Annotated in this window: 22 protein-coding genes and 1 pseudogene; 8 read left to right on the top strand and 15 right to left on the bottom strand. The window is 66.8% G+C overall.

Going from position 1 to position 22,680, the window contains the following annotated elements:
• Positions 1-24: 24 nt before the first annotated feature.
• Positions 25-474, bottom strand: a complete 450-nt coding sequence (locus tag ACT2FV_RS13175; protein ID WP_444504055.1) for a CBS domain-containing protein — start codon at positions 472-474, stop codon at positions 25-27.
• Positions 475-797: 323 nt separating this feature from the next.
• Between ACT2FV_RS13175 and ACT2FV_RS13170 the strand changes: the two genes are divergently transcribed.
• Positions 798-1,391: a rhomboid family intramembrane serine protease gene (locus tag ACT2FV_RS13170; protein WP_444504054.1), complete on the top strand. Its 594-nt coding sequence runs from the start codon at positions 798-800 to the stop codon at positions 1,389-1,391.
• Between the two features lie 31 nt (positions 1,392-1,422).
• Here ACT2FV_RS13170 and ACT2FV_RS13165 read toward each other — a convergent pair whose 3' ends face one another.
• The 3 genes and pseudogenes from ACT2FV_RS13165 to ACT2FV_RS13155 form a co-directional block, all read right to left on the bottom strand.
• Complete coding sequence (locus tag ACT2FV_RS13165; RefSeq protein WP_124625339.1) at positions 1,423-1,887, bottom strand: hypothetical protein; 465 nt, start codon at positions 1,885-1,887, stop codon at positions 1,423-1,425.
• A gap of 153 nt (positions 1,888-2,040) precedes the next feature.
• Positions 2,041-2,585: pseudogene (locus ACT2FV_RS13160) on the bottom strand (AAA-associated domain-containing protein).
• A gap of 78 nt (positions 2,586-2,663) precedes the next feature.
• Complete coding sequence (locus ACT2FV_RS13155) at positions 2,664-3,623, bottom strand: acetyltransferase (RefSeq protein WP_444504053.1); 960 nt, start codon at positions 3,621-3,623, stop codon at positions 2,664-2,666.
• 44 nt (positions 3,624-3,667) lie between these two features.
• Between ACT2FV_RS13155 and ACT2FV_RS13150 the strand changes: the two genes are divergently transcribed.
• Positions 3,668-4,654, top strand: coding sequence for a ribose-phosphate diphosphokinase (locus tag ACT2FV_RS13150; protein ID WP_444504052.1), 987 nt, complete (start codon positions 3,668-3,670; stop codon positions 4,652-4,654).
• Here ACT2FV_RS13150 and ACT2FV_RS13145 read toward each other — a convergent pair.
• The 8 genes from ACT2FV_RS13145 to ACT2FV_RS13110 all read right to left on the bottom strand — a co-directional run bounded on the left by ACT2FV_RS13145 (position 4,632) and on the right by ACT2FV_RS13110 (position 9,965).
• The gene (locus ACT2FV_RS13145; protein ID WP_444504051.1) at positions 4,632-5,708 is read right to left on the bottom strand and encodes a hypothetical protein; all 1,077 of its coding nucleotides are present in this window, start codon (positions 5,706-5,708) and stop codon (positions 4,632-4,634) included. The two genes, ACT2FV_RS13150 and ACT2FV_RS13145, sit on opposite strands and share 23 nt — an antisense overlap.
• Entirely contained in the window at positions 5,705-7,081 is a 1,377-nt protein-coding gene (locus tag ACT2FV_RS13140; RefSeq protein ID WP_444504272.1) for a nicotinate phosphoribosyltransferase, read from the bottom strand. The genes ACT2FV_RS13145 and ACT2FV_RS13140 overlap by 4 nt, the downstream gene beginning before the upstream one ends.
• A 79-nt stretch (positions 7,082-7,160) precedes the next feature.
• Entirely contained in the window at positions 7,161-7,424 is a 264-nt protein-coding gene (locus ACT2FV_RS13135) for a hypothetical protein (protein WP_236873007.1), read from the bottom strand.
• Positions 7,425-7,818: 394 nt separating this feature from the next.
• Positions 7,819-8,058, bottom strand: coding sequence for a hypothetical protein (locus ACT2FV_RS13130; RefSeq protein WP_151047991.1), 240 nt, complete (start codon positions 8,056-8,058; stop codon positions 7,819-7,821).
• Positions 8,042-8,416: a hypothetical protein gene (locus ACT2FV_RS13125; protein WP_444504050.1), complete on the bottom strand. Its 375-nt coding sequence runs from the start codon at positions 8,414-8,416 to the stop codon at positions 8,042-8,044. Before ACT2FV_RS13125 ends, ACT2FV_RS13130 begins: the two co-directional genes overlap by 17 nt.
• A gap of 225 nt (positions 8,417-8,641) precedes the next feature.
• The gene (locus ACT2FV_RS13120; RefSeq protein WP_444504049.1) at positions 8,642-9,091 is read right to left on the bottom strand and encodes a CBS domain-containing protein; all 450 of its coding nucleotides are present in this window, start codon (positions 9,089-9,091) and stop codon (positions 8,642-8,644) included.
• A 61-nt stretch (positions 9,092-9,152) separates the two neighbouring features.
• Entirely contained in the window at positions 9,153-9,365 is a 213-nt protein-coding gene (locus tag ACT2FV_RS13115) for a BON domain-containing protein (RefSeq protein WP_444504048.1), read from the bottom strand.
• 72 nt (positions 9,366-9,437) lie between these two features.
• On the bottom strand, positions 9,438-9,965 hold the full coding sequence (locus ACT2FV_RS13110; RefSeq protein ID WP_444504047.1) for a hypothetical protein: 528 nt from the start codon (positions 9,963-9,965) through the stop codon (positions 9,438-9,440).
• 297 nt (positions 9,966-10,262) lie between these two features.
• Here ACT2FV_RS13110 and ACT2FV_RS13105 point away from each other — a divergent pair, with 297 nt between their 5' ends.
• Both ACT2FV_RS13105 and phaZ read left to right on the top strand, forming a co-directional pair.
• Positions 10,263-10,682, top strand: coding sequence for a hypothetical protein (locus ACT2FV_RS13105; RefSeq protein WP_444504046.1), 420 nt, complete (start codon positions 10,263-10,265; stop codon positions 10,680-10,682).
• A gap of 304 nt (positions 10,683-10,986) precedes the next feature.
• A complete protein-coding gene (gene phaZ, locus ACT2FV_RS13100; RefSeq protein ID WP_444504045.1) occupies positions 10,987-12,201 on the top strand; it encodes a polyhydroxyalkanoate depolymerase in 1,215 nt (404 codons plus the stop codon).
• A gap of 503 nt (positions 12,202-12,704) precedes the next feature.
• Here phaZ and ppsA read toward each other — a convergent pair.
• A complete protein-coding gene (gene ppsA / locus ACT2FV_RS13095) occupies positions 12,705-15,116 on the bottom strand; it encodes a phosphoenolpyruvate synthase (RefSeq protein ID WP_174907500.1) in 2,412 nt (803 codons plus the stop codon).
• A 344-nt stretch (positions 15,117-15,460) separates the two neighbouring features.
• On the bottom strand, positions 15,461-16,234 hold the full coding sequence (locus ACT2FV_RS13090) for a class I SAM-dependent methyltransferase (protein ID WP_444504044.1): 774 nt from the start codon (positions 16,232-16,234) through the stop codon (positions 15,461-15,463).
• Positions 16,235-16,813: 579 nt separating this feature from the next.
• On the opposite strand from ACT2FV_RS13090, the gene ACT2FV_RS13085 reads away from it, so the two are divergent.
• Positions 16,814-17,134, top strand: a complete 321-nt coding sequence (locus ACT2FV_RS13085; RefSeq protein WP_124625365.1) for a hypothetical protein — start codon at positions 16,814-16,816, stop codon at positions 17,132-17,134.
• Between the two features lie 533 nt (positions 17,135-17,667).
• Complete coding sequence (locus ACT2FV_RS13080; RefSeq protein ID WP_444504043.1) at positions 17,668-19,857, top strand: ATP-binding protein; 2,190 nt, start codon at positions 17,668-17,670, stop codon at positions 19,855-19,857.
• A 50-nt stretch (positions 19,858-19,907) separates the two neighbouring features.
• Here ACT2FV_RS13080 and ACT2FV_RS13075 read toward each other — a convergent pair whose 3' ends face one another.
• Entirely contained in the window at positions 19,908-20,618 is a 711-nt protein-coding gene (locus ACT2FV_RS13075) for an MgtC/SapB family protein (RefSeq protein WP_444504042.1), read from the bottom strand.
• A gap of 404 nt (positions 20,619-21,022) precedes the next feature.
• Here ACT2FV_RS13075 and ACT2FV_RS13070 point away from each other — a divergent pair, with 404 nt between their 5' ends.
• Both ACT2FV_RS13070 and ACT2FV_RS13065 read left to right on the top strand, forming a co-directional pair.
• On the top strand, positions 21,023-21,307 hold the full coding sequence (locus ACT2FV_RS13070) for a helix-turn-helix domain-containing protein (RefSeq protein ID WP_059602554.1): 285 nt from the start codon (positions 21,023-21,025) through the stop codon (positions 21,305-21,307).
• Positions 21,297-22,601: a HipA domain-containing protein gene (locus ACT2FV_RS13065; RefSeq protein ID WP_444504041.1), complete on the top strand. Its 1,305-nt coding sequence runs from the start codon at positions 21,297-21,299 to the stop codon at positions 22,599-22,601. Before ACT2FV_RS13070 ends, ACT2FV_RS13065 begins: the two co-directional genes overlap by 11 nt.
• Positions 22,602-22,680 lie beyond the last annotated feature (79 nt).

Genomic DNA, 22,680 nt, shown 5'->3' with positions numbered 1-22,680 from the left:
GCGCCGGGCGCCGGCCCCGCAACGTCACGCGCGGAAACGCTGCTCCTCGATCTGCTGCAGCTTGCCGACTTCCACGACGCCGCCGAGCAACCCCGCGAGATGCTCGACGATATCGTCGAGCGTCACGATACCGACGAGGCGGCCTGCGTCGTCGACGACCGGCAGTCTCCGAATGCCCGACCGGCGCATCTCTTCGAGCGCGACGCCGATCTCGTCCGTGTCGGACACGACGACGAGACCCCGCGACATGATCTGGCCGGCCGTCACGTCGCCCGGATCGTCGCCGCGGGCCATCACCTCGATCACCAGGTCGCGGTCGGTAATCAGGCCGATCGGAATGGCTTCGCCATTGCGGTACTCGATCACGACGATGTCGCCGACGTGCGCGTGCCGCATGCGATCGGCCAGTTCAAACGCACTGCATTCGGCCGTGCACGTTTCGACCGGTTGGGTACTGATTCTTCCGATGTGCATGATGAAGCTCCCATTGCCCTTTGCATGGACGATACGCATGCGCACCGCCCCGCGGCGACGCATGTTTCCCGAGTTCAGGGTAAGCGCGGCGCCCCGGGCAGGCTTGACGCACGTCAACCTGCCGCTCGCCGTCGGGGCCTGACGCGGCGCGGACGGCGAGGCGGCGAGGCGGCGAGGCGGCGAGGCGGCGAGGCGGCGACCGTCCATGATCTGCCTCAACGGCCACGCACGTGCCACCGATAACGTGGCGGTTAGTCGTGAAATTCGATTCCGGCCGCACCGCTGGCCGGCAACGCCACCTCCGTCCCGCGGATTCCGCCGCCATGACCTACGCATTGATTCTGGTGAACTTCGCCGTGTTCATCGCCGAGGCGAGCGGCTGGCCGGTGCTCATCGATCTGTTCGCGCTATGGCCGCCGGCACGACCGGGCGTGCCGGCGACACCGGGTTTCCACGTCTGGCAGTTGCTGACCTACAGCGTGCTGCATGCCAGCCTCGCCCATATCGCGTTCAACATGTTCGGGCTCTACATGTTCGGACGCGACGTCGAACGCGTGCTCGGGCGCGCGCGCTTTCTCGCGCTCTATCTGGCGAGCGTGCTGGCCGGCGCGATCACGCAGCTCGCGGTGATCCGGGCCCTGCCGCCCAGCGACGCACCGACCGTCGGTGCGTCGGCCGGCGTTTTCGGCGCGCTGATCGCCTATGCCGTGCTGTTTCCGAAACGACGCGTCGTGCTGCTGTTTCCACCGGTACCGATGCCCGCATGGCTCTTCGCGACCGGCTATGCGTTGACCGAACTGCTGTCCGGCCTCAGCGGCGACACGAGCGGTGTCGCGCATTTCGCACATCTCGGCGGAATGCTCGGCGCGCTCGCGTGCCTCGCCTTCTGGCGAACACGCGCGGACGAGCGCGCGTGACGCCGGTTCCCGCCGATGGCGGGAACGCACGCTAGATGCTGAGATATCCCTGGAACAGCCACGGTGGACCGGCTTTCTCACCGGTCGCGCAACCGCTCGCGGCGGGCGCGCAGACGCCCGAGAAACCGGGCGACCCGTCCTGCCAGAACGACGGCACGAAGGAAAATTCGCCGTTGACCGTCACGACGAAGTCGCAATTGAACTGCGACGGCGCGAAAATCGTCACCTCGCGGAAGAACGACGTGGCCTCGTCATGCGCCGTGCTGCGCGCGGCAAGCAGCCCCCTGGAGTCATAACGCGCCGGCAGCGTGTAGATCTTCCCGCCGCGCTCGACCGCCTCCGCCGGTGTGAAAACGAGTTCCACGCCCGGGTACGGCAGGCGGTAAGGCTCCCGACAGATCGGGCCGTCGGGCCCGAGCGCGAGCGGCGGATGGACCCAGAGCGAAAGCGCCAGCGGGCTCGTGCGCTGGGCGAAGTATTCGGAAAGCCAGTTCATGGTCAGTCCTCCCGTGAACGGTCATTGACGTCGAGTTACGGAGCGTGTCTGCCGGATCGACGCGGTTGCGTCGACGGTTCATCCAGCGTCGCACGCCCGGCCGTGAGACGCTTGATGCCGATCAAGCACGCGACCGACATGCAGCCCGAGCGGTCAGCGGCCGAACGTGCGGGTATGGTCGTCGTAGTCGAGCAATCCCGCATAGCGGCCCCAGTCGATCACGCCCCGCAGCGTCTGGTCCGCGCTGCGCGGATCGAGATGATCCTCCAGTTCGAGCTCGAAACGCTCGCGCGGTGCGCGATGCCCTTCGCGTTCGCCCAGCACTTCGTCGATATGCTCGGCGAGCGGCACGACCGGACGACATGCTCGCGAAACAGACACCGCCGGGCATCGTCGTCGCTTTGCGCGAATACATGGCCCGCGGCACTCAGCCGGATGGACCGGTCGCGCCATTCGGCAAACGCGAGCAGATCGAGCGCGGCCGCCGTCGAATACAGCGCGTCGGTCCGGAGCGCGAGCGCCGATGCAATCGTGCCGAGCAGCGCCCGCCGCGCACTACCTCCGCATGGTGCTCCACGACGCCTCTCCCCGCCGATGATGGTGGCTCGTCTTCCCGGGCGGGGCGGCCGGCAGGCTTGACCTGCGTCAACCGCCCGGCAATGCGCGGCGCCACGATTGCAGCGAGTCCTGCCGCGCAACGGCCACCGTTCAGGAGCGTCCCGATGACATCCGTTCCGGCTACGCCGTACCGCACCGATGAACGCGCCTGCGTCGGCTCACGCGGCGGGGTACGCGTTCGCGAGCGCCTCGACGAACGCGTCGAGGCGCTCCGGCGCGAGCCGGTTGATGCCGGCCGCCCCTTCCCGGCCACCGCCTTCCGGAAATGCGCGACAAAGACGATCGGCGCCATACGGCGCGGCGACGGGCGCGCGAACGCTGACGGTGTACCCACCCGAGACCGACAACGTCAGCACCGCGTGAGCGCGTGCCGCGTCGCCACGCGCGAGCCGATTGGCGAAAACGCCGCGCACGCGACGCGCCCAGCGCGTGGCGGGGAGGATATAGACGTCCGCCCCCGGCAGCGCGATGTTCGCGCGCTGTCGCTCCGCACGCGCGATATCGCGTCGCCGGTTGGCGTCGAGCCGCCGCGCGAGGGGCGATCTCGCGAACTCGAGCGGGTTCGCATATTGCCGCACCGCCGCATACACGGCCAGCGGTGCCATCAAGAGATCGTCCGGGCGATCGCCGTAACCGTTGTAGTTCACGGATTCGCCAAGCACCTGCAGACGGTAGGCATCGGCATCCGTCAGGCCGCAGGCGGCGGCGAGCTTGCCGGCCACGCCGACGAGATTGTCGCCATAGGCACCGACCACCGCCCAGAGTCGCTGCCGGCCCGCCAGGTACCGGTCGACGATGATGCTCGTACAGGTGTCCGGCGCCGTGTCGATATGCGCGCGAAGGTGCGGATGAGCGGGCACGGCGCCGGGCATGTGGTGATCGAAATAGTCGACGTCGACCCCGCGCGCCAGCAGCGCATCGAGTGCCGCGCGGTTCGCGTCGAGCGAAACGTCCAGGACGGTGACGATGTCACCTCGGGCAGCCGGCACGCGCGTGAGCAGCGCGATGTCGCGCTTGGGCCCCGTCACGAGCACCGACTCGGCCGGCATCTCGAGCCGGAGCTGCTGAAGCGAACAGATGCCGTCCGCATCACCGTTGAACACGTCAAAGCGCGTCATGATTCGCAACGCCCGATAACTGCATGAATCGAGGTAGCCATGCCATGGAACGACTCCCTTTCAGCCTGTTTGCCTTCGCCTCGTGTCGCGCCTTCGGTGAACGAATCGCGGCCCGTCTCGGCGTCACGCTCGCCGCGCACGAGGAACGTCCGTTCGAGGACGGCGAACACAAGACGCGTGCGCTTGTCAGCGTGCGCGGACACGATGTCTACGTCGTGCAGTCGCTGCACGGCGAGCCAGGCAGTTCCGTCAACGACAAGCTGTGCCGGTTGCTGCTGTTCATCGGCGCGTTGAAGGACGCGTCGGCCGCACGCGTTTGCGCGGTGACGCCCTACCTGTGCTACTCGCGCAAGGACCGTCGGTCCCAGCCGCGCGACCCGGTATCCACGCGCTATGTCGCCACGTTGCTCGAAGCTGTGGGCGTCGATCGCGTCGTCACGATCGACATCCACAACATCGCGGCGTTCCAGAACGCGTTTCGCTGCCCGACGGAGCATCTCGAGTCGAACGGCATGCTGGTCGAATGGTTCGCCGGGCAAGCCAGCGACCGGCCGGTCGTGGTCGTATCGCCCGACGCAGGGGGCGTGCGGCGAGCCGAGGACTTCCGTGCACGGCTGGAAGCGCGCACCGGGCGCCCCGTCGACGCGGCGTTCGCCGGCAAGCTGCGCAGCGGCGGCATCGTGACACCCAAGCCGATCGTGGGCGAGGTCGCCGGCCGTTGCGCCGTCATCGTCGACGACCTGATCGGCACCGGGACGACATTGGCCCGCACGGCCGAGGATTGCCGCACGCTCGGCGCGCAATCCGTCTACGCGGTCGCGACGCATGGGATGTTCTTTGAAGACGCGGCGGACCTGCTCGGCGGCGACGCGCTCGCCGGCATCGCCGTGACCGACACGGTGCCGCCCTGGCGCGTGCCGGCCGGGCCGCTCAGGGACAAGCTCGCGATACTCGACAGCGCGCCGCTGTTTGCCGAGGCGATTGCGCGTATCCATCGCGGCGGCTCGCTCACGGACCTGCTGCGGCGCTGACATGGCTTGCCACCCAAGCAAGCTCGCAGTCGTCGGCGTGCCGCCGGGCGAGCGCGACGTACGTGCTCGCGCGATCGCGCCAGATCGGCGTCGCCCTGAATGCGGGCTCGCGCAGGTGCCACGCGGCGAGCCGCGCGCGCGTCATGGCCCGGCAGCTCTGGTAGAAATTCACGCATCCGTCATCGACATCGTCGCCGCTCGCGGAGCGATAGGCATTGACGAGCGCGTCCGCGAAACCCGGTGCGCCGAGACGCTCGCATTCGAGCGCGAGAAAGCCGACCTCGTCGGCCGCATCCTGGACTCTCAGTCGTCTGCAGAATTCGAGGCAATCGATGATCGCGACCGGATCGTCGATGCAGACGTGTTCGGGACGCAGATCGCCGTGCCCTTCGACGACATGCCCCTGTCGCACACGCAGGTCGAAGCGCGCGGCTTCACAGACGAGCAACGATCGCTGCCGCGCGCAGAGCGTCCGCACGGTATCCGCGGACTGGCCCGCGAGTGGCTTGCACAACGCGCGTTCATTGGTGTCGATCGTGCAACGCAGCGCTTCGCGATAAGCCGAACCGTCGATTCGCGCGGGTGCCAGGGTATGGTAGAACGCGCTCAGGCGAGCCGCGATGCGACACGCATCACCTGCCGTAGCCATGCCACGCGACAACACGCGGTCGAGCATGCGTGCAGCCGGCAGGCGCCGCATCCTGACCAGCCAGTCGACGATTTCGCCAGGTCCGTCCGCATGCAAGCAACCGCGGGCGTCGATGACGAGCGGCACCACGTCGAGATAGACGTCGGCCGCGAGCCGACGGTTCAAACGCACCTCCTCGCAACAGAAGCGATGCCGCGCGGCCAGCGTTCGAAAATCGAGTTGCGGCGCGCGCACGGGCTTCTTGAGCTTCCACGCGTACCGGTCCGTCAGGAATACCCATGACATGTGCGTCTCCACGGCCTCGACCGATCCCGTGCCGTCTGGCCACGCTGCGGGCATGCGCAACGCGGCCACCTTGTCGCTCAGCGTGATCGCGCGGCCGGCCGGGAGATGGGCATCGATCATGCCGCTTGCTGCCCAGCGGGCGTGTCCAACCTGGCATTCTCCTGCGCGACGAGTGCCGACAGCGCCGGAGAAATCGCCGGCTGCAGCGGCATGACGGGCATCAGCGCATGCATCGGATCGGGTAGCGTGGACAGTTCGCGCATTGCGTGAATGCGGCTCTCGCCGAGCGTGGGGGCAGCGAGTCGCGCCCCTCCGATCATGACGGGCCGCAACAGCGAGGTTCCGTCGATGTGTTCGCCGTCGAGTCCGATGCTGTCGGCGGTGATTCGCCCGTCCGGGCCGTATTCCCGAAACACCTGCTTGCGGCCGGGCAGCGTGGCCTTGCCCTCCGAGCGTTTGCAGCGCGCCCGGCCCGCATACTCGACGAGCTTGTACGCGCAGTCGAGGCACGGTGCGTCCGCCGACGTACTCATCTGTGTGCCGATTCCGAAACCGTCGATCGGCGCATGCTGGTGGACAAGTTCCTGCAGCCGGTGTTCGTCGAGATTGCCGCTCGCGAAGATCGTCGCATCCGTCAGGCCGCCGTCGTCGAGAATCGCGCGCACGTTGCGCGCGTGCGCCGCCAGATCGCCGCTGTCGATCCGGACGCCCTTGATGTGCACGTTCTCGGGCGCAAGCCGCCGCGCCAGTTCGACTACCTTGTGCGCCGCGTGCTCCGTATCGTACGTATCGATCAGCAGCAACGCGTTATCCGGCTGCGATCGCGCGAAATGCTCGAACGCAAGCGCTTCGTCGTCGTGCGCCTGGACGTATGAATGCGCCATCGTGCCATAGACGGGAATGTCGTAACGCAAGCCGGCGAGCAGGGTCGCCGTGCCGGAAAATCCTGCAAGGTAACTGGCCCGCGCGGACAGCATCGCCGCCTCCGCGCCATGCGCGCGCCGCAGGCCGAAGTCGACCAGCAACCTGCCATGCGCGACGAGCGTGGCGCGTGCGGCCTTGCTGGCAACCAGCGTCGCGTAATGGAGCAGGTTCATCACGCGGCTCTCGACGAACTGCGCCTCGCGAAGCGGCGCCGTGATCCGCAGGATCGGTTCGTCGGCGAAAAACACCGTGCCTTCCGGCATCGCGTCGACGGTGCCCGTAAAGCGGAAGCTGGCGAGCGAAGCGAGGAACTCCGCTCGCAAGCGCCCGGTCGCGGCCAGTCGCTCGAGGGTGGCGGCCGTAAAGCACAGGCCCTCCAGATAGTCGAGCACGTGCTCCAGTCCCGCCGCCATCAGGAATGCCCGATGCTCGGGCAGCGCCCGCACGAAGAACTCGAAGCTGGCCGTGTCGTTCATTCCGGCATCGAACGCGGCCTGCATCATCGTCAGTTCATACCAATCCGCCAGCAGCACGTCGTCGACGTCAGCGTCCGGCCAGAATCCGTTCATCATGTGCCCTCCCGCGTCGCTCGCGCGCAATCGTGCAGCCGGTATCCGGCCGCTTCGTTGCGGACAAGCGTCGCTTCCGTCATTGCGGCGCGGGGCCCGGGGTCGACGGAACCGCGGTCCACACGCCATTGCACGACGCGACATACGGATAGTATCCGCGCGGGTCGTTGCAGTAGTACCACGCGCGTGCCGGCGGCAGCCGGGCCGGGGTCGGTGGCGGCCGCTGAACGACGATCGCCGGCGGAATGTAGGTCGGATACGGATACATCGGTTCAGGATAGATGTACCAGTAGCCGTCGACGATCCACCACCACGCGTAACGCCCGCCGTGCCAGTCCTGCACCCATCGACCGCCCTGCCATCGCGCACGCTCCCTCGGCGCGAAGTGGCGAAAGTCCCGCCCGTGGAAATCCCTGCGGTGAAATTCCTGGCGGGGGACATGACGCCCATGCTGGGCATGTGCCGGCTGCGTCGGAAGGCAGCACGCCGACGCGCACAGCACGAGCACGCGGCATGCGCGTCTGAGCCTGTTCATGGTCGTCACTCTTCGCGGAGATGCGATCCATCGTATTGAGGCCGTGCCGCGCGGCTTTGATCGGGATCAACGCATGCCCGCAGCCCGGCGGAATGCCGGCGACGCGGCCTTCGCAGGTCTCAGGTCATGCCGCGCGCAGGGTTCGTATCGCCGTGCTCGCCGGTTCGAATACAGCGCAGATGACGGTGAGCACCACCGTCCGTCAGTACGTGAAGGTGTCCGATTTCTTCATTTCGATCCATGTCATTCCGCTGCGCAATCCCTCCAGCGCTGCCTCGCGCTCGGTCGCGAATACCCGGTGATGCGGAAAGACATGCTCGCACTTGCAGTCGGGCGAGCGGACCATCACGTGGACACGGCAGCTATAGCCGCCGGTCGCGACGCCAACCGTTTCGATCGCCACGGTCCAGTCCGCCGCGTTCAATTCACCGGAAATCGTCATGATTGCCCCCTTGCTTGCCGCGCGAGCGCATGCCGCTTCGATCATCGGTCGCGCCACGCCGCGAGGCGCGATGACGATATCCGGCCCGCCGCCGGAAGATCCATATCGGGCCGGCAACGAGGCCCAGGATCGCGGCCCACAGCAGAAGCACATAGCCGAACAATTGCCAGAATTCACCGACCCGCTGCTGCAGAATCCAGGTGCGGTACGACGCGACGTCGCTCGCGGCATCCGGATACGATGCGCGATAAACGAACAGCGGCAGGCAGACGTCGTATTCGGGAATCGGTGTCATCAGCAGCGATCCAGCCGGCCGCGCACTCACGCGCCCACACTCCGGCGCGGTCATGCCGGTCAAGACACCGGTGCTCACCGGATGGTCGTGGATCGCCCCGAGCCACGTCGTCGCGCTCGACAGCAGCAGGCAGAGACCGATTGCGCCGAGCCACCGGCGCATCGGGGTGCACGGGCCGGTATGCCGGCCGCGTGTCATGGGATCGCGCGCGTCCGAGGGGCGCGTCGCACCTGCATCGAGACCGCCGCTGCGTCATGCACAGCGCGACGGAAGCTGGAACCGACCGGATCAGCCACGCTGTTTCTCCTCGAAATACGGCTGGCGGGCCGCCACGAGCCGCAACTCGTCGAGCAGCGCCGCGGCCGCGCGCAGCATATCGTCGAGCGAGACAATGCCGATGAGCTCGCCGTCGTCGCCGACGACCGGCAATCGACGGACGCCGTGCTGGCGCATCCGCTTCGCGAGCAGCCAGATGTCGTCGTCGACGTTCGCGGTCGCGACGGGCGCCGACATGATGTCACCGACGAACAGCGAACCGGCCTCCGCATCGGGGCTGACCACCGTCAGCACGATGTCGCGATCGGTCACCATGCCGACCGGCACGCATCGCCCCTCCTCTTCGCGCACGACGATCAGATCGCCGGCGTGCGCGTCGCGCATCATTTCCGCCGCCTCGACGACGGTTGCGCGTGCCGAACACATGGCGACATCGCGGGTACAGAGCATCGCGGCATTCATGTTCGTTCTCCCGGCCGGGGCAAGGCGGACCATCGATCGATGTCCGCCGCCGCCCGAACCATCATGCAACGGTAAGTTGATCGACCACGTCGCGCACGCCCGGCGCCGACCACGCGGCATCGAAGGCAAGCCGCCGTTCGCTCAGCGAGCCCATCTGACCAGTCGACGTCACGATGCGTTCGTGCACTTCGACGCCGATGCGCACCGCATCGATCGACGGATCCCACTCGAGTTCCTGTTCGACGTCCTTCTTCAGCTCGCTGTCGCTTTTCATGGCCATCGACTCCTGTCCGCAATCGATGAAGACAACGGTAATTCCCGCTGCGCCGCGCGGAATTGATACAGGTCAGCGCGCGGCGTGGAGCGCAATCCCGGCCGATGTTTCCGCCGCGATCGCGCGAAATGCAGTCGTGACGTCGACGTTGCGCCCTTGCCTGGCGCGATCGCTTCTGGCGAGTCGCAACACCATCTGGCGCCCGTCGGCCGACAGGCAGGCGGGCGCCTCGGCAAGCGACGCTGCATCCAGTCGAACGAGACCGCGATCGACGAGGCAGCGCAGGTCGACGGGGTCGCCCTGCTGGCGGCGCGGCTCGCTGGCGAGCACCATCAGGATCGCGATTTCGTGCGGACTCAGCAGCCGGTCGCCATCGGCGTCGATCCGGTGATGCTGGTGAGGCGTAGCAGCTGACACGCTCGGTGCCGATGCTTCGGAACGGGAAATGATCTGGCGATTCAACGTGTTCGTAATCAAGGCGGGCATGATGGTGTCCGTATCATGAACGTGAAGACGCAGACGGCACGGCACATGTAGAGGTCGACATGCAAGAACATCAATATTCGCTCCTGCCGGGCAATCGTTCTTGATGCAGGTCATCCGGCAGACGCGAGCGACCGAAACGTTCCCCGATTCGTCTGATGCGAGCCCATCGAAACACCGATGCGCACGCCTCGCGGGACAGCCCCGGATTGCTTGCCCGGTCTTCGCGTCGAACTTCCCGTCGCCTGGTGCGGCGTGCACCCCCTCTCTGGCAATACGCGCGCTGCTGAGGCCACCGTCGCCGAACGGTCCTGACTGCTGTGATTGACCGCCATCAACGTTCTCGCGCGACGTCGCTCATAGATTTAAAGGAAACACGCGGAGCAATCCGTTCCGCCAATCCGGACGCCACCCATGCCAAACGAAGCCGAAGCTCGCCGCGCCTTGCTCGTGCACCTGGGCAGCATCCTGCGAACGCTCAGTTGCGTGCTCGAATACGAACCGGATGACAGGACGCTAGATTCGCTGCTGGCCGCGCAGCCGATGCTCGCGGACATTCCACTGCTGAATCAGGTGTTCGCGCACATGACCGTGCGTGAATTCACGCGCGCGGTCCTCCACGCATACTGTCTGTGGCCGCAGCTGTTGCTCGACGAGCCGCTCGATCGCGATGCCCTCGCGGAGCCCGTATGCGCGTGGCTGTTCTCCGACAACCCGGGAGGCTGGGCACGGTATGTCGCCTCGCTCGGTGCCGAGATTCCGTGGTTCGGGCAAGGCATGGGGCCGTCATCGTCGTCCGCGAGGCGACCGGCTCGCAGATCGACGGTCGTGTGATCGACCGTCACGCATCGGGCGACGCGCGCGTCGTCCGCGCCGTCACGTTGCCCGCTACGCGCTCATGTGCCGTTCGCGGTCGGCAAGCCGCCGCTCGACCGCCGTCGTCGTTTCACTGCGCGAGTAGAAGACGACGAGCATGCGTCGAGACGTGTCCATGTTCCACTCCGTGCATCCGTCCGGGATCCGTACACCAGCTTATGCACCGGCGATCGGGGCGACGCTGATGCAAGTCAACCCGTCGCCGCATGATCCGGCGACAGTAGGCTTGTCCGAATTTCACGCGACTTCCCGCCCATGCGCCATGTGGTATGACCTGATCGAACAGCAACGGCAATGGTTGCGAACGTGGGACACGGCGGCGCGGTTCACATGCGGCCTTTGGCCCGATGCCGCTTCGTCGTACTACACCGACCTGTTCGAACCCCTGCTCGACCTGCAGCCCGACGCGCCACGGTTCGCCATCGAGTCGATCGACGTGGGCGGCCGTCGCATCGACCTCGACGAAACGATCGTCGCGCACACTCCGTTTTGCACGCTGCGCCGCTTCTCGCACGCGGGTGCGCAACGCGTGATCCTGCTCTGCGTGCCGCTGGCCGGCCATGTGGCCGTGATGATGCGGGAGACGGTCGAGACCCTGCTGGCCGACGGCGACGTCTGCATCACCGACTGGATCAATGCGCGCGATGTGCCGCGCGATGCGGGCCGATTCGGCCTGGACGAATACGTGTCGATGCTCGACGGTTTCATCGATACCCTGCTTGCGGACGCGCGACCGGTGCACGTCGTCGCAGTCTGTCAGGCGACGTTTCCGTCGCTCGGCGCCATCGCGCTGCGCGCACAACGCGATGCCGCGCTGCCTGCGAGCCTGACGTTGATCGGTGGCCCCCTCGATGCCCGCATCAATCCGAGTGCGCTCGGGATCGCGGCCCGCTCGCATTCGCTCGACTGGTGTCGCGCCACGCTGATCGATACGGTGCCGCAGGGCTTCGCCGGATACGGACGACAGGTATTTCCGGCCTATCTGCAGCGTGCCGAGATCGCGCTCGCCTATCCGCAACACTACGTGGCGCTGGTCGATCGCTATCGACGAGCGGTGTCGAGCGGCGACGCCAACGCACTCGCAACCGCACGCCGCGCGCTGCGGGAATACCTGACGCTCCTCGACATGCCCGCCGAGTACTTCCTCGATACGGTCGACATCGTTTTCCAGCGGGCATGCCTGGCAAACCGGACTTGGCACGTTCACGGCCAGCGGGTCGATCCCGCCGCGCTGCGCTCGATCGCGTTGATGACCGTTGAAGGCAAATGCGATGCCGTCACCGGTGCCGGCCAGACCCATGCCGCGCTGGCCATGTGCAGCGGTCTCGCAGCGAATGCGCGGCAACGCGTCGACATCGACGACTGCGACCACTACGGACTCTTTACCGGCGATCATTGGCTCACCGACGTGCATCCTGTACTGCAGGTGACATTCGCTCGCTCGGAAGATGGCCGACCGCGCACGGGCATGGCATGACCCTGTGTCCATTCCGATCCGGGACGGTCGTATGCGCGCCGCCACGCTCGGGAATCGGTCGGTTCAGCCGAATCCTCCCGCGCGTCGGTTCTGCTGACCTTCCAGGACGTCACGCGGCGCAATGCGACCGAGCGGGAATGGCGTGAATCGCGACACGCGCTGCGCGAACTGGCGCGCACATTGCAGCGTACCCGCGAGGCCGAACGGACCCGTCTCGCTTCCGAGCTTCACGAAGGGCTCGCGCAGGATTTGCCCTCACGATATGGTGTGAAGATTGGACCGGCGTGGACGCCGCGGCAGCCTCCGTTCTTTATCGGATCGCACGGGAAGCGCTCGAGTACGCGCGGCTGCGCGTGCCGGTTGCGCGCATTTCCGTGCATTTGCTGAAATCCGGCGGCTTCGTCAGATCGACGACGCGTTCGTCAGCGGCGAACGCTCGTCGGCGCTCTTTTCGATACGCGAGCAGGTCGCGACAATTGGCGGCAACGCCGACTGGATGTGGCTCATTCCGGCGACGCACGCTCACCGGGCGCAGCGCTTTCCGCGACGGCCACGCGCCGCTTGACCGCGATGAAGCTGTCGGGGCTGACGGAAACCGAGTCGATGCCGCACGCCACGAGAAAATCGACGAATGCCGGATGATCGCTCGGCGCCTGGCCGCACAAGCCGACCTTCGCCCCCGCGTTGCGGGCTGACTCGATCACGCGGGCGATCATCCACTTCACGGCTTCGTTCTGTTCGTCGAACAACCCGGCCAATTCCGCCGAGTCGCGGTCTACGCCGAGCGTCAGTTGGGTCAGATCATTGCTTCCGATCGAGAAGCCGTCGAAGCGCTGCGCAAACTGGCTCGCCAGGATGACGTTCGACGGGATTTCGCACATCACATAGATCTGCAATCCGTCTTCGCCGCGCTTCAGGCCGTTGGCGGCCAGGACCTCGAGCACGCGGTCCGCCTCGTCGAGCGTCCGGCAGAACGGGATCATCACGACCACGTTCCTGAATCCCATGCCGTTTCGCAGCCGCGCGATGGCCCGGCATTCGAGCGAGAATCCGTCACGGTAGCGCGGCGAATAGTAGCGTGACGCGCCGCGAAATCCGAGCATCGGATTTTCTTCCAGCGGTTCGAACTGCGCGCCGCCGACCAGATGCGCGTACTCATTCGTCTTGAAGTCGCTCATGCGGACGATCACCGGCGCGGGATGACAGACCGCCGCGATACGCGCGAGGCCGTGCGCCAGCCGGTCGACGAAATAGTTCGACGGGTCGTCGTACCCCGACGTCAGGGCGGCGATCTCGCGCTTCGCATGCGCGTCCGTCAGCGCGTCGTAGTGGGCCAGCGCCATCGGGTGGACCTTGATATGGTTGCTGATCACGAACTCCATGCGCGCGAGCCCGATTCCATCGGCGGGCAGTCGCCACCACCTGAACGCTGCGGCCGGATTCGCGAGATTCAGCATGACCTGCGTACGGGTGGCCGGCAGGTCGGTCAGGTCGATCGCCTCCACGTGGTATTGCGCGATGCCTTCGTACACGAACCCGGCCTCGCCCTCCGCGCACGACACCGTCACTTCCTGCTGATCGTGCAGCATGCGGGTCGCGTTGCCGGTGCCGACGATGGCCGGCAATCCGAGCTCGCGGCTCACGATCGCGGCATGCGACGTGCGGCCGCCATGATCGGTGACGATCGCCGCGGCGCGACGCATCACCGGCAGCCAGTCGGGATCGGTCGTGTGCGTCACCAGTACCGCGCCGTCGACGAATCGCCCCATGTCGTGCGGACTTTCGATCACGCACACGCTGCCGGCCGCGATCGCCTCGCCGACACTGACGCCGGTGAGCAGCTTGCGGCCGGTCTGACCAAGTCGGTAGGTCTTGATGGCGCTGGATTCGCGCCGGGATTGCACCGTTTCGGGACGTGCCTGCACGACGAACAGTTCTCCGCTTACGCCGTCCTTCGCCCACTCGATATCCATCGGCTGGCCATAGTGCGCCTCGATCGCGCAGGCCCACTTCGCAAGCGCCAGGATGTCGCTGTCCGCCAGCACGAAGGTGGCACGCTCGGCTTTCGAGGTCGGCACGTTGCGGGTCGGTGCATTCTCGTCGCGCGCATAGATCAGCTTGCATGCCTTGCCGCCGAGCGTCTTGCCGATGACCGGTGTGCACGCCGGATCGCCGAGCAAGGGCTTGAAGACCTCGTATTCGTCGGGGTCCACGGTGCCCTGCACGACATTCTCGCCAAGCCCCCATGCCGCGCTGATCAGCACCACCTTGTCGAATCCTGTTTCCGTGTCGAGCGAAAACATCACGCCGGCCGCGCCGAGGTCCGAACGCACCATCCGCTGCACGCCGATCGACAGCGCGACGCGCAAGTGATCGAAGCCCTTTTCTTCGCGGTAGGAGATCGCGCGGTCGGTGAACAGCGACGCATAGCACCGGCGGCACGCCGCGAGCAGCGCATGCTCACCGCGCACGTTCAGATAGGTTTCCTGCTGACCCGCGAAGCTCGCGTCGGGAAGATCCTCGGCGGTCGCGCTCGAGCGCACGGCGACATCGACGTCGTCTCCGCCGGCCTGTCGGCACAGTTGCCGATACGCGTCCCGGATCGCGTCGGCGATGTCGTCGGGCCAGTCTCCGCGGAGGATCGCCTGCCGGATCGACGCACCGGCCTCGGCGAGCGCCATCTTGCGTGCGCCGAATGCCTCGAGCGTGCTGCCGATGGCTTGCCTCAATCCGTTTGCATCGATGAATCGCCAGTAAGCGTCCGCTGTCGACGCGAACCCGGGTGGCACGCTCACGCCCTGTGCGGACAGGTTGCCGATCAATTCGCCCAGCGACGCATTCTTGCCGCCGACGCGCGCCACGTCGCCGCGCCGCAGGTCGTCGAACCAGACGACGTGTGCATTCCCGTGATCCATGACGAGCCCTCCGATGGCCGCGGCCGAGCCGCGAGGAGCGACAGGCGCGGGCCGGCATTGGCCGGCGCTGTCGGCCGAACACGTTCATCCTGATCCGACGCTTCGGCGTCTCACGTGACCTGCATCAAGAACGGCGGCCGACGCGCGAACGGCACTGCCTCGCGCGAGGCTTCATCTCCGTGGCCGGACGGCATCGACGGTGAAAGCCGCGAATGAGGCCGATCTCACGCCTGCCGGGCGACGTGCGTGGTGTGGATATCCGGCTCGGGATGATGGATCGCCTCCTGAACAATGGCGTCTCGGATTCCTGGCAACCGATGTCGCGGCTGACTGAGCCCCCCATTTCACTGAAAGAACTTCGAAAGCCACCCCGGCGCCGACGCACGATCGAAAACCACGTGCAATTCCGGGCTGAACGAGCCGAATTCGAGCCCATGCTGCGTCGCCAGCAGCGTCAGCGCCTGGCTCGTATAGAACGAAATATGCCCGTTGCGCGGCACGCAGTACCACCATTGCTCGATCCCACGCGCAAGGATCTCCGGCGTGATCAGGGACGTCTGAAACAACAGTGCGCCGGCAGGCCCCCTGTACCGGATGATGTCGGCGAACAGGCTGCGGGGATCCGGATGATGCTCGAAGACTTCGAACGACAGGATCGCATCGAATTGCCCCTGCGGCGCGACGGGATGGCTGAACGGATCGTACGAGGTCACATTCGCGAACCCGCGCGCGGACAACTTCTTTTCCAGCAGCCCGAGCCCCGAGCCGAAATCGAGAATGCGGTTCTCCCGCATCGACGGAAAGCTCGTGCAGATCAGGTCGGCATGCTGCTGCGGACGATGCTCGAGATACTCCGGATCGTGGCGCGCGTAGTCGTCGTTGTACACGTGACGCGCGAAATCATCGTGCGTCCAGTGGTCGAAGGCCGGCGTGCAGGTGAACCCGCATTGCCTGCATGCGTAGTAGTAGATTGGCACGCCGACGAACGGATCGACTTTTTTCCCGGCGATCATGTCCGCGCCGCAACGCGAGAAATCGACCACGCCGCAGATGTCCGCGTCGGCACCGCACACCTTGCAGGCGATCGTCGCCGGATGATTGGTCAGATGTTCGATCATGTTGCAGTCCCCTGGTTGGTTTCAAGTGCACGCGCCACCGCTCGATCACGTCGTCCCTGCGCCCAGGCTCCGTGCGCCGGAACATCCGGGCCGCCGGATACCACCGCGAATCGTCCCGATCCGCGAACCAGCGCCAGCAGCCGTCGAATCGCGACAGGATCCATGCCGACTCGTTCAGCGCACCGGCCGGGAAATTGATCGGCAATGCTTTGCGACTGCACGCGCGCTGTCGAATCGCGTTCAGATCGGGTTTTCGGGCCTGAGCGGTGTGCGGTCGAGTCCTTGTCGTTCGCTGATCGCTGCCGCTCAGGCCGCCCGACGCGCGTCGCCGGCGTACCGCGCCGCGTCGCGCACGAAGCGTGCGAAGCCCGACTTGTACCACGGCGCGCTCGTCCCGTGCCGCGCACGATACCCGGTTTCCATCGAACATTTGTTAAATAGCTTGAATAGCCGACAACCTGTCGACAATTTGCCTTAACATCCGGCCACACGATCGACCATGGCCTCCGACAAGGGCCGCGGTCGCCCTTTCAGCCGCTCGCAAACGGGTGCGGCTTTCATTCGAACGGACGGACGACCATGCTCCAATCACCGGGAGACTCCTTCGTCGGCGGATCGCTGCTCGGCCTGTGCGTCGAGGTGCCGCTCGCCGTGCTCGTTTCGCTGATGATGCATGGCGTCGACTGGAACGGGCCGCGCATCGCGATGCTCGTCGCGACACCCGTGTTGATCGCATGCACCGTGCTGCTGACCCGTCCGGTGGCATTCAGCACGGTATGGAAGCACAAGCGCTCGCCGTTCGAGCTGGACGACAATGTGCGCGCATCCATCTACGGCCGGCTGACCGGCATCGCGCTCGGCCTGGTGTTCGGCATCATGGTCGCGACGACGTTTTCCTGATGACAGGCGTTCGCGCGTAGCACATCGGCCTCGCGCCGCACGGCACCCCGTTGCATAGGAAGATCCCTCCCCCCGTGACCCGGCTCGCGTCCATCGGACGATTCCATCGATCGATATGACCGCGAGCACCGGTCGCCGCGCGTCGCACGGGCTGCGCGTAAAGTTCTGAGCATTTGGCCTTCGGGCGCCGGGATTGCGCCGCGCCACCCGACGCGCCGCGGGTTCGTCCGGCCTTGTCACTGACCGGCGAGACCACTCCGGTTCGGGACGGACCGTCGAGCCGCCTCTACCGCGCCCCCCTGATCGCGCATCCGTCCTGCGATCCGCGGCAGAATTTACAAACGCAGCGTCACCCGGCACCGCCCGCGCATGCCGGGCTCGTGCCGCACGGCCCTCGGGCATGGGGGCACGCGCGGCACGCGGCTTGCTCGCGTCGGCCCGGATATGGCTGCGGCACGGAATCGCCGGCCGCCAACGGCATTGTCTGGTCGTGAGCGATGAAAACTGCATCTCCCCTGCTGGAATCGGCACCGATGCGGGCCGATCACTTCGTCCAGTTCTACGAGTCCGATGCGCAGCTCGTGTCGGAAGTCGCACTGTTCGCGGCCGATGCGCTGCGCGCGGGCGGCAGCGCGATCGTGATCGCGCGACCCGACTGCCTCGCGGCGGTGCACGAACGCCTGCGCACGCTCGGCGCACCGATCGGCCACGCGGCCCGCGAGCGCATCTTCATGTCGAGCGCGCAAACGCTGCTCGACAGCTTCATGGACGGCGACCTCCCTGACCCCGCGCGCTTTCGCCGCTCGATCGGCACGATCGTCGAAGCGGCGGTCCGCGCCGGCCGGCCCGTGCATGTGTTCGGCGAAATGGTCGCGCTGCTGTGCGCGCAGGAGCGATACGCCGGTGCGCTGCGGCTCGAAGCGCTATGGAACGAACTGATCGAGCAACATCGCTTCTCGCTTTACTGCGGCTATCCGGGCGACGTGTTTCCAAGCGTCGAGCAATCGGAAACGTTCCGCCATGTATGCGCGCTGCATCGCCGCATCCTGCCCGACGCATCGCTGCGCAACGACGAAAACGAGCTGCACCTGACGCTGGCGCTGTCGCAGCAGCGCTCGCGCGCGCTGAGCGACGAGATCCGCCGTCGCGAGGACGCCGAGCAGCAACGCAACGGCGTCCTGATGCACGCGCCGTTGCCGATCGCACTGCTGTCGGGCGCCGCACACCGGATCGTGCTCGCGAATCATCGTTTCTCGGAGCTGTGCGGCCGGACCGACATCGTCGACCAGCGGCTGACCTCGGTGCTACCCGGCGGCGATACGCCGGCGATCGTGCGCGCGCTGGAAACCGCCCGCACGCTGGGCCGCTCGACGACGATCAGCGAGCACCGCGACCGGCCCGAGCCGGACGACGCCCGCGTGTACCGGCTGCACTTCAATCCGCAGCCGCTCGCGGACGGGCTCGGCGTGATCGTCAGCGCGGTCGAGGTGACCGAGCACGTCGCCGCGCGCGAGAAGCTCGTCGCCGCGAATGCCGAGCGCGACCGGCTGCTCGGCGAACTTCGTGACGCGAATCAGGCGAAGGATCAGTTTCTCGCGGTGCTCGGCCATGAGCTGCGTAATCCGCTGACGCCGATCTCGCTCGCGCTGGAGCTGATCCGCCATCGCGACGGCCAGGCGACGCCGAACGAGATCGCGATCATCCAGCGGCAGCTCGATCACATGGTCCGGCTGATCGACGATCTGCTCGACGTGTCGCGCATCACGCGCGGCAAGATCACGCTGAAGAAGGAACCCGTGCAGCTCGCGGACATCGTCGACCGCGCGGTCGAGGTCGCGAGTCCGCTGTTCGAGCAGCGCCGTCACCGCCTGCATGTCGACACCGATCCGGACGCGCGCTGCCACGGCGACTCGGTGCGGCTGTCGCAGGTCGTCGCGAACCTGCTGACCAACGCGGCGAAATACACGCTGCCGGGCGGCGACATCTCGGTGCGCGCGGCCCGCGGCGCCGACGGCACCGCGCTCGTCGAGGTAAGCGACAACGGCGCCGGCATTCCGCGCGACCGCCTCGACAGCATTTTCGAGCCGTTCTACCGGCTCGACGGCGACGCGAAGCAGGCGCACGGCGGCCTCGGTATCGGCCTCGCGCTCGTGCGCAGTCTCGTCACCCTGCACGGCGGCACGGTGCGCGCGGACAGCGCCGGACCCGGCTGCGGCAGCACGTTTACGATCTCACTGCCCGAGTACCGGCCGAAAGCCGTGGCAATGGCCGCGCCGCAGCCGCCGCACGGCATCCGCGACATGGCGCCGGGCCGCACCGGCCGGCGCGTGATGCTGGTCGACGACAACGAGGATGCCGCGTCGACGCTCGCGCAATGGCTGCGCGAGGCCGGTCACGAAGTCGCCGTCGTGCACGACCCGGTGACCGCGCTGGCCGCGTACCGCGCTTACCGTCCCGACGTCGCGATCCTCGACATCGGGCTGCCGGTGATGGACGGCTATGAACTGCTGAGGCGGCTGAAGGCGATCAACGAAGTCACGCCGTGCATCTTTCTCGCGCTGACCGGCTATGGCCGCAACGCGGATCGCGAACGCTGTCTCGCGACCGGGTTTCTGGAGCATTTCGTGAAACCGGTCGACCCGGCCGCACTTCATCTCGCGATGAGCCCGCCCAACCCGAACGGCGATTCGCACGACGGCGCCGGAGCGGAAGCCGGACGCTGAACGGGGCACGGGGCACGCAACCAACCTACGCTTGGAAAGCGTCGTGCGGCTCAGTTCTCCGCGGAACAACGGATCGAAGTCAGGCCAGCCAATTCGGCGATCCGGATCAATTGAGGCAGCATCGCATCGGCATTGGCCGGTTCGCGCCACGCTACGAACAGTTCCTCTTCGCGCGCCGCACGCGCGGCCGTTTCGCGAAAACCGCGCGTGCGACACGCGAAGCCAGCGTCGCGCAGCCCGGTCGTCAGACGCTCGCGCGCCGGCGAGCCGAATTCGTACTCGATCGTGATCAGTGCCGTCCTGACGCGCCGCACGCGCTGCTCGACCAGCCGCAGCGGCCACACGACGAGGAGTCCGAGCACGAGTCCGAGCGCGCCGAGCGACAACTGGCCGCCGCCGATGCACAGACCGACCACGGTCACGAACCACAGCGTCGCGGCCGTCGTCACGCCGGATACGAGGCCGTCGCGATGCAGGATCGCGCCGCCGCCGATAAAGCCCATCCCGGTCAGGATGCCGAGCGGCAGGCGCATCAGGTCGAGCACCGAGAACGCGCCCTGCGGCTTGCCGGCCTGCAGCAGCAACGCATTGACCTGAAGCATCGACAGGCACGCGGCAAGGCAGACGAGGATCGTCGTGCGCAGCCCGGCCGTCTTGCCGGATTCGCTGCGATCGAGACCGATCAGCCCGCCCGCGACCAGCGCGAGGGCGATCCTGACGAGGACCGCATCCCACTGAAGTACGACCGGCATCGGCTCCATGCGCGCCTCCCTCCCAATCCGTCATGTGTGACACGTCGCGGTGCGGCCGCGGGCGGCGCTTGCGGGGCGCAAGGTTCGGGCCCGACCTGTTTGTGGAATGACGGACGCGCGCCGCGCGGGCCGTCGACGACGACGTTGGCCCACTGACCGTGATCGCCGCCGGCGGATAACCGTCGGCGCCATGCGTCCTCGCCGGCCTGACCGGCTCGACACTTTTTCGTATTCGATTGGATACGAAGGCGGTTTCAACATGCAGCTCTACGAGTTTTTGTTCCCGTTCGGGTACGAAACGATGTTCCGAGTCCTTTTACTGGGCTTTCGTTCCTGTACGGATACGGAATGATGCCCGGGCCGCCGACTTGTGCAATACTGTTCCCGATCAGATACGAAGTACGGAGAACGTCATGTCGGAGTCCCAGTCCGTCGACACGATCGGCGCGCTCGCCCATCTCATCCGCGCGGCGCGGCTCCAGCAGGGGTTCACGCGCGACGAACTCGCGAACGCGACCGGGCTGTCGCCGAAATTCATCAGCCAGGTGGAAGCCGGCAAGCCGACCGCGCAAATCGGCAAGGTCATGATGCTGCTCGGCGAGCTGGGCGTGCGCCTGTACGCCGAGTCGTCGGTCGAGATTTCGGAAGCCACCGCGCTGAAGGCCGCGCAACGCCGCAGGAGCAGCCATGGCGGCTAGAACGCTGATCGCCTCCGCCAACGGCGAGCGCATGGGCACGCTGACCGACGACAAAGGGATCTGGTCGTTCACGTACGACCCGCAATGGCTCGCGTCCCCGACCGCCTATCCGCTGTCGCCGGCGTTCGCGCTGCGCGCCGGCACCTTCACCGATACGTCTACCGATCGCCCGGTCCAGTGGTTCTTCGACAACCTGCTGCCGGAGGAAGGCATGCGCACGTCGCTCGCGCGCGAGGCGAAGGTCGATGCCGCCGACGCGTGGGGCCTGCTCGCGTACTTCGGGCGCGAATCGGCCGGCGCGCTGACGCTGCTGGCCGACGGCGAACAGGAAGCGCCCGGCAGCCTGCAGCCACTGCCGCTCGACGAGCTCGAACGTCGGATCCAGGCAATGCCCGAGCGCGCGCTGACGGCCACCGCACCCAAGCGCATGTCGGCGGCCGGCGCGCAGCAGAAGCTGCTGGTGGTGCTGCGCGGCAACGCATCCGACTACACGCTGTACGAGCCGGTCGGCAGCGAGCCGTCGATGCACCTGCTCAAGCCGGACATGCGCGCGGCCGGCTACCCGCACTCGGCGATCAACGAATTCTTCTGCATGAAGCTCGCGAAGCGGATGGGGCTCGACGTGCCCGACGTGCACTTCCTGCGCGCGCCATCCGCGTGCTACGTGATCGACCGGTTCGACCGCGACGTCGCGTCGGCGCCGGCCGGGCGCGTGCATACGATCGACGCGATGCAGCTGCTCAACTACGACCGCGGCTTCAAGTACCAGCGCGCGAATGCGCAGGAGCTTGCCCGCGCGATCGACCGCACCAGCACGCGCGCGCTGGCACGCCTGTCGGTATTCCGCTGGACCGTGTTCAACGTGGTGGTCGGCAATGCCGACGCGCACCTGAAGAACCTGTCGTTCTTCGTCGACGCGCGCGGTTACCGGCTTGCGCCGTTCTATGACATCGTCAGCACGGTCGTGTATCACACGCCGACGCACCGGCCCGACCATCGTGGCGATCATTGGCCGCACTGCGAACTGACGATGCCGCTCGGCACCGCGACGCGATTTGTCGATATCGATGTGGATGCGCTGATCGCGTTCGGACAGGCAATCGGGCTCAGGGACAAGGCGGCGGAGAGCGAGCTGCGGCGCTTTCTCGAACCGCTCGATCGCCACGTGGCGCAGACGCTCGATGACGTGCGGGCAATCGCGCGCCCGGACGCCGGAGAGACGCGGTTGCTGAATTCGATCGCGGCGATGCCGATCGCCGAGATGGGGCGCGCGCTTCGGCGGACGCGCGATTGAGCAGGGATGCGCAGGCGGCGTCCGCCCTGCATCCTGCTCCGATCTCGTCCGGGACTTCGACGCCCGCGCGCCACGCACC

This window comes from Burkholderia sp. PR2, from assembly GCF_052372875.1.
Lineage (GTDB): Bacteria > Pseudomonadota > Gammaproteobacteria > Burkholderiales > Burkholderiaceae > Burkholderia > Burkholderia diffusa.
This window is presented reverse-complemented; position numbering and strand designations above follow the sequence as displayed.

Bases quoted from the DNA above. Each gene is read 5' to 3' on its own strand.
- ACT2FV_RS13105 (WP_444504046.1), top strand. From the start codon at position 10,263: ATGCCAAACGAAGCCGAAGCTCGCCGCGCCTTGCTCGTGCACCTGGGC.
- ACT2FV_RS13110 (WP_444504047.1), bottom strand. From the start codon at position 9,965: ATGACCTGCATCAAGAACGATTGCCCGGCAGGAGCGAATATTGATGTT.
- ACT2FV_RS13120 (WP_444504049.1), bottom strand. From the start codon at position 9,091: ATGAATGCCGCGATGCTCTGTACCCGCGATGTCGCCATGTGTTCGGCA.
- ACT2FV_RS13145 (WP_444504051.1), bottom strand. From the start codon at position 5,708: ATGATCGATGCCCATCTCCCGGCCGGCCGCGCGATCACGCTGAGCGAC.
- phaZ (WP_444504045.1), top strand. From the start codon at position 10,987: ATGTGGTATGACCTGATCGAACAGCAACGGCAATGGTTGCGAACGTGG.
- ACT2FV_RS13150 (WP_444504052.1), top strand. From the start codon at position 3,668: ATGGAACGACTCCCTTTCAGCCTGTTTGCCTTCGCCTCGTGTCGCGCC.
- ACT2FV_RS13115 (WP_444504048.1), bottom strand. From the start codon at position 9,365: ATGAAAAGCGACAGCGAGCTGAAGAAGGACGTCGAACAGGAACTCGAG.
- ACT2FV_RS13165 (WP_124625339.1), bottom strand. From the start codon at position 1,887: ATGAACTGGCTTTCCGAATACTTCGCCCAGCGCACGAGCCCGCTGGCG.
- ACT2FV_RS13070 (WP_059602554.1), top strand. From the start codon at position 21,023: ATGTCGGAGTCCCAGTCCGTCGACACGATCGGCGCGCTCGCCCATCTC.
- ppsA (WP_174907500.1), bottom strand. From the start codon at position 15,116: ATGGATCACGGGAATGCACACGTCGTCTGGTTCGACGACCTGCGGCGC.
- ACT2FV_RS13090 (WP_444504044.1), bottom strand. From the start codon at position 16,234: ATGATCGAACATCTGACCAATCATCCGGCGACGATCGCCTGCAAGGTG.
- ACT2FV_RS13175 (WP_444504055.1), bottom strand. From the start codon at position 474: ATGCACATCGGAAGAATCAGTACCCAACCGGTCGAAACGTGCACGGCC.
- ACT2FV_RS13170 (WP_444504054.1), top strand. From the start codon at position 798: ATGACCTACGCATTGATTCTGGTGAACTTCGCCGTGTTCATCGCCGAG.
- ACT2FV_RS13130 (WP_151047991.1), bottom strand. From the start codon at position 8,058: ATGACGATTTCCGGTGAATTGAACGCGGCGGACTGGACCGTGGCGATC.
- ACT2FV_RS13140 (WP_444504272.1), bottom strand. From the start codon at position 7,081: ATGAACGGATTCTGGCCGGACGCTGACGTCGACGACGTGCTGCTGGCG.
- ACT2FV_RS13075 (WP_444504042.1), bottom strand. From the start codon at position 20,618: ATGGAGCCGATGCCGGTCGTACTTCAGTGGGATGCGGTCCTCGTCAGG.
- ACT2FV_RS13080 (WP_444504043.1), top strand. From the start codon at position 17,668: ATGCGGGCCGATCACTTCGTCCAGTTCTACGAGTCCGATGCGCAGCTC.
- ACT2FV_RS13065 (WP_444504041.1), top strand. From the start codon at position 21,297: ATGGCGGCTAGAACGCTGATCGCCTCCGCCAACGGCGAGCGCATGGGC.
- ACT2FV_RS13155 (WP_444504053.1), bottom strand. From the start codon at position 3,623: ATGACGCGCTTTGACGTGTTCAACGGTGATGCGGACGGCATCTGTTCG.
- ACT2FV_RS13085 (WP_124625365.1), top strand. From the start codon at position 16,814: ATGCTCCAATCACCGGGAGACTCCTTCGTCGGCGGATCGCTGCTCGGC.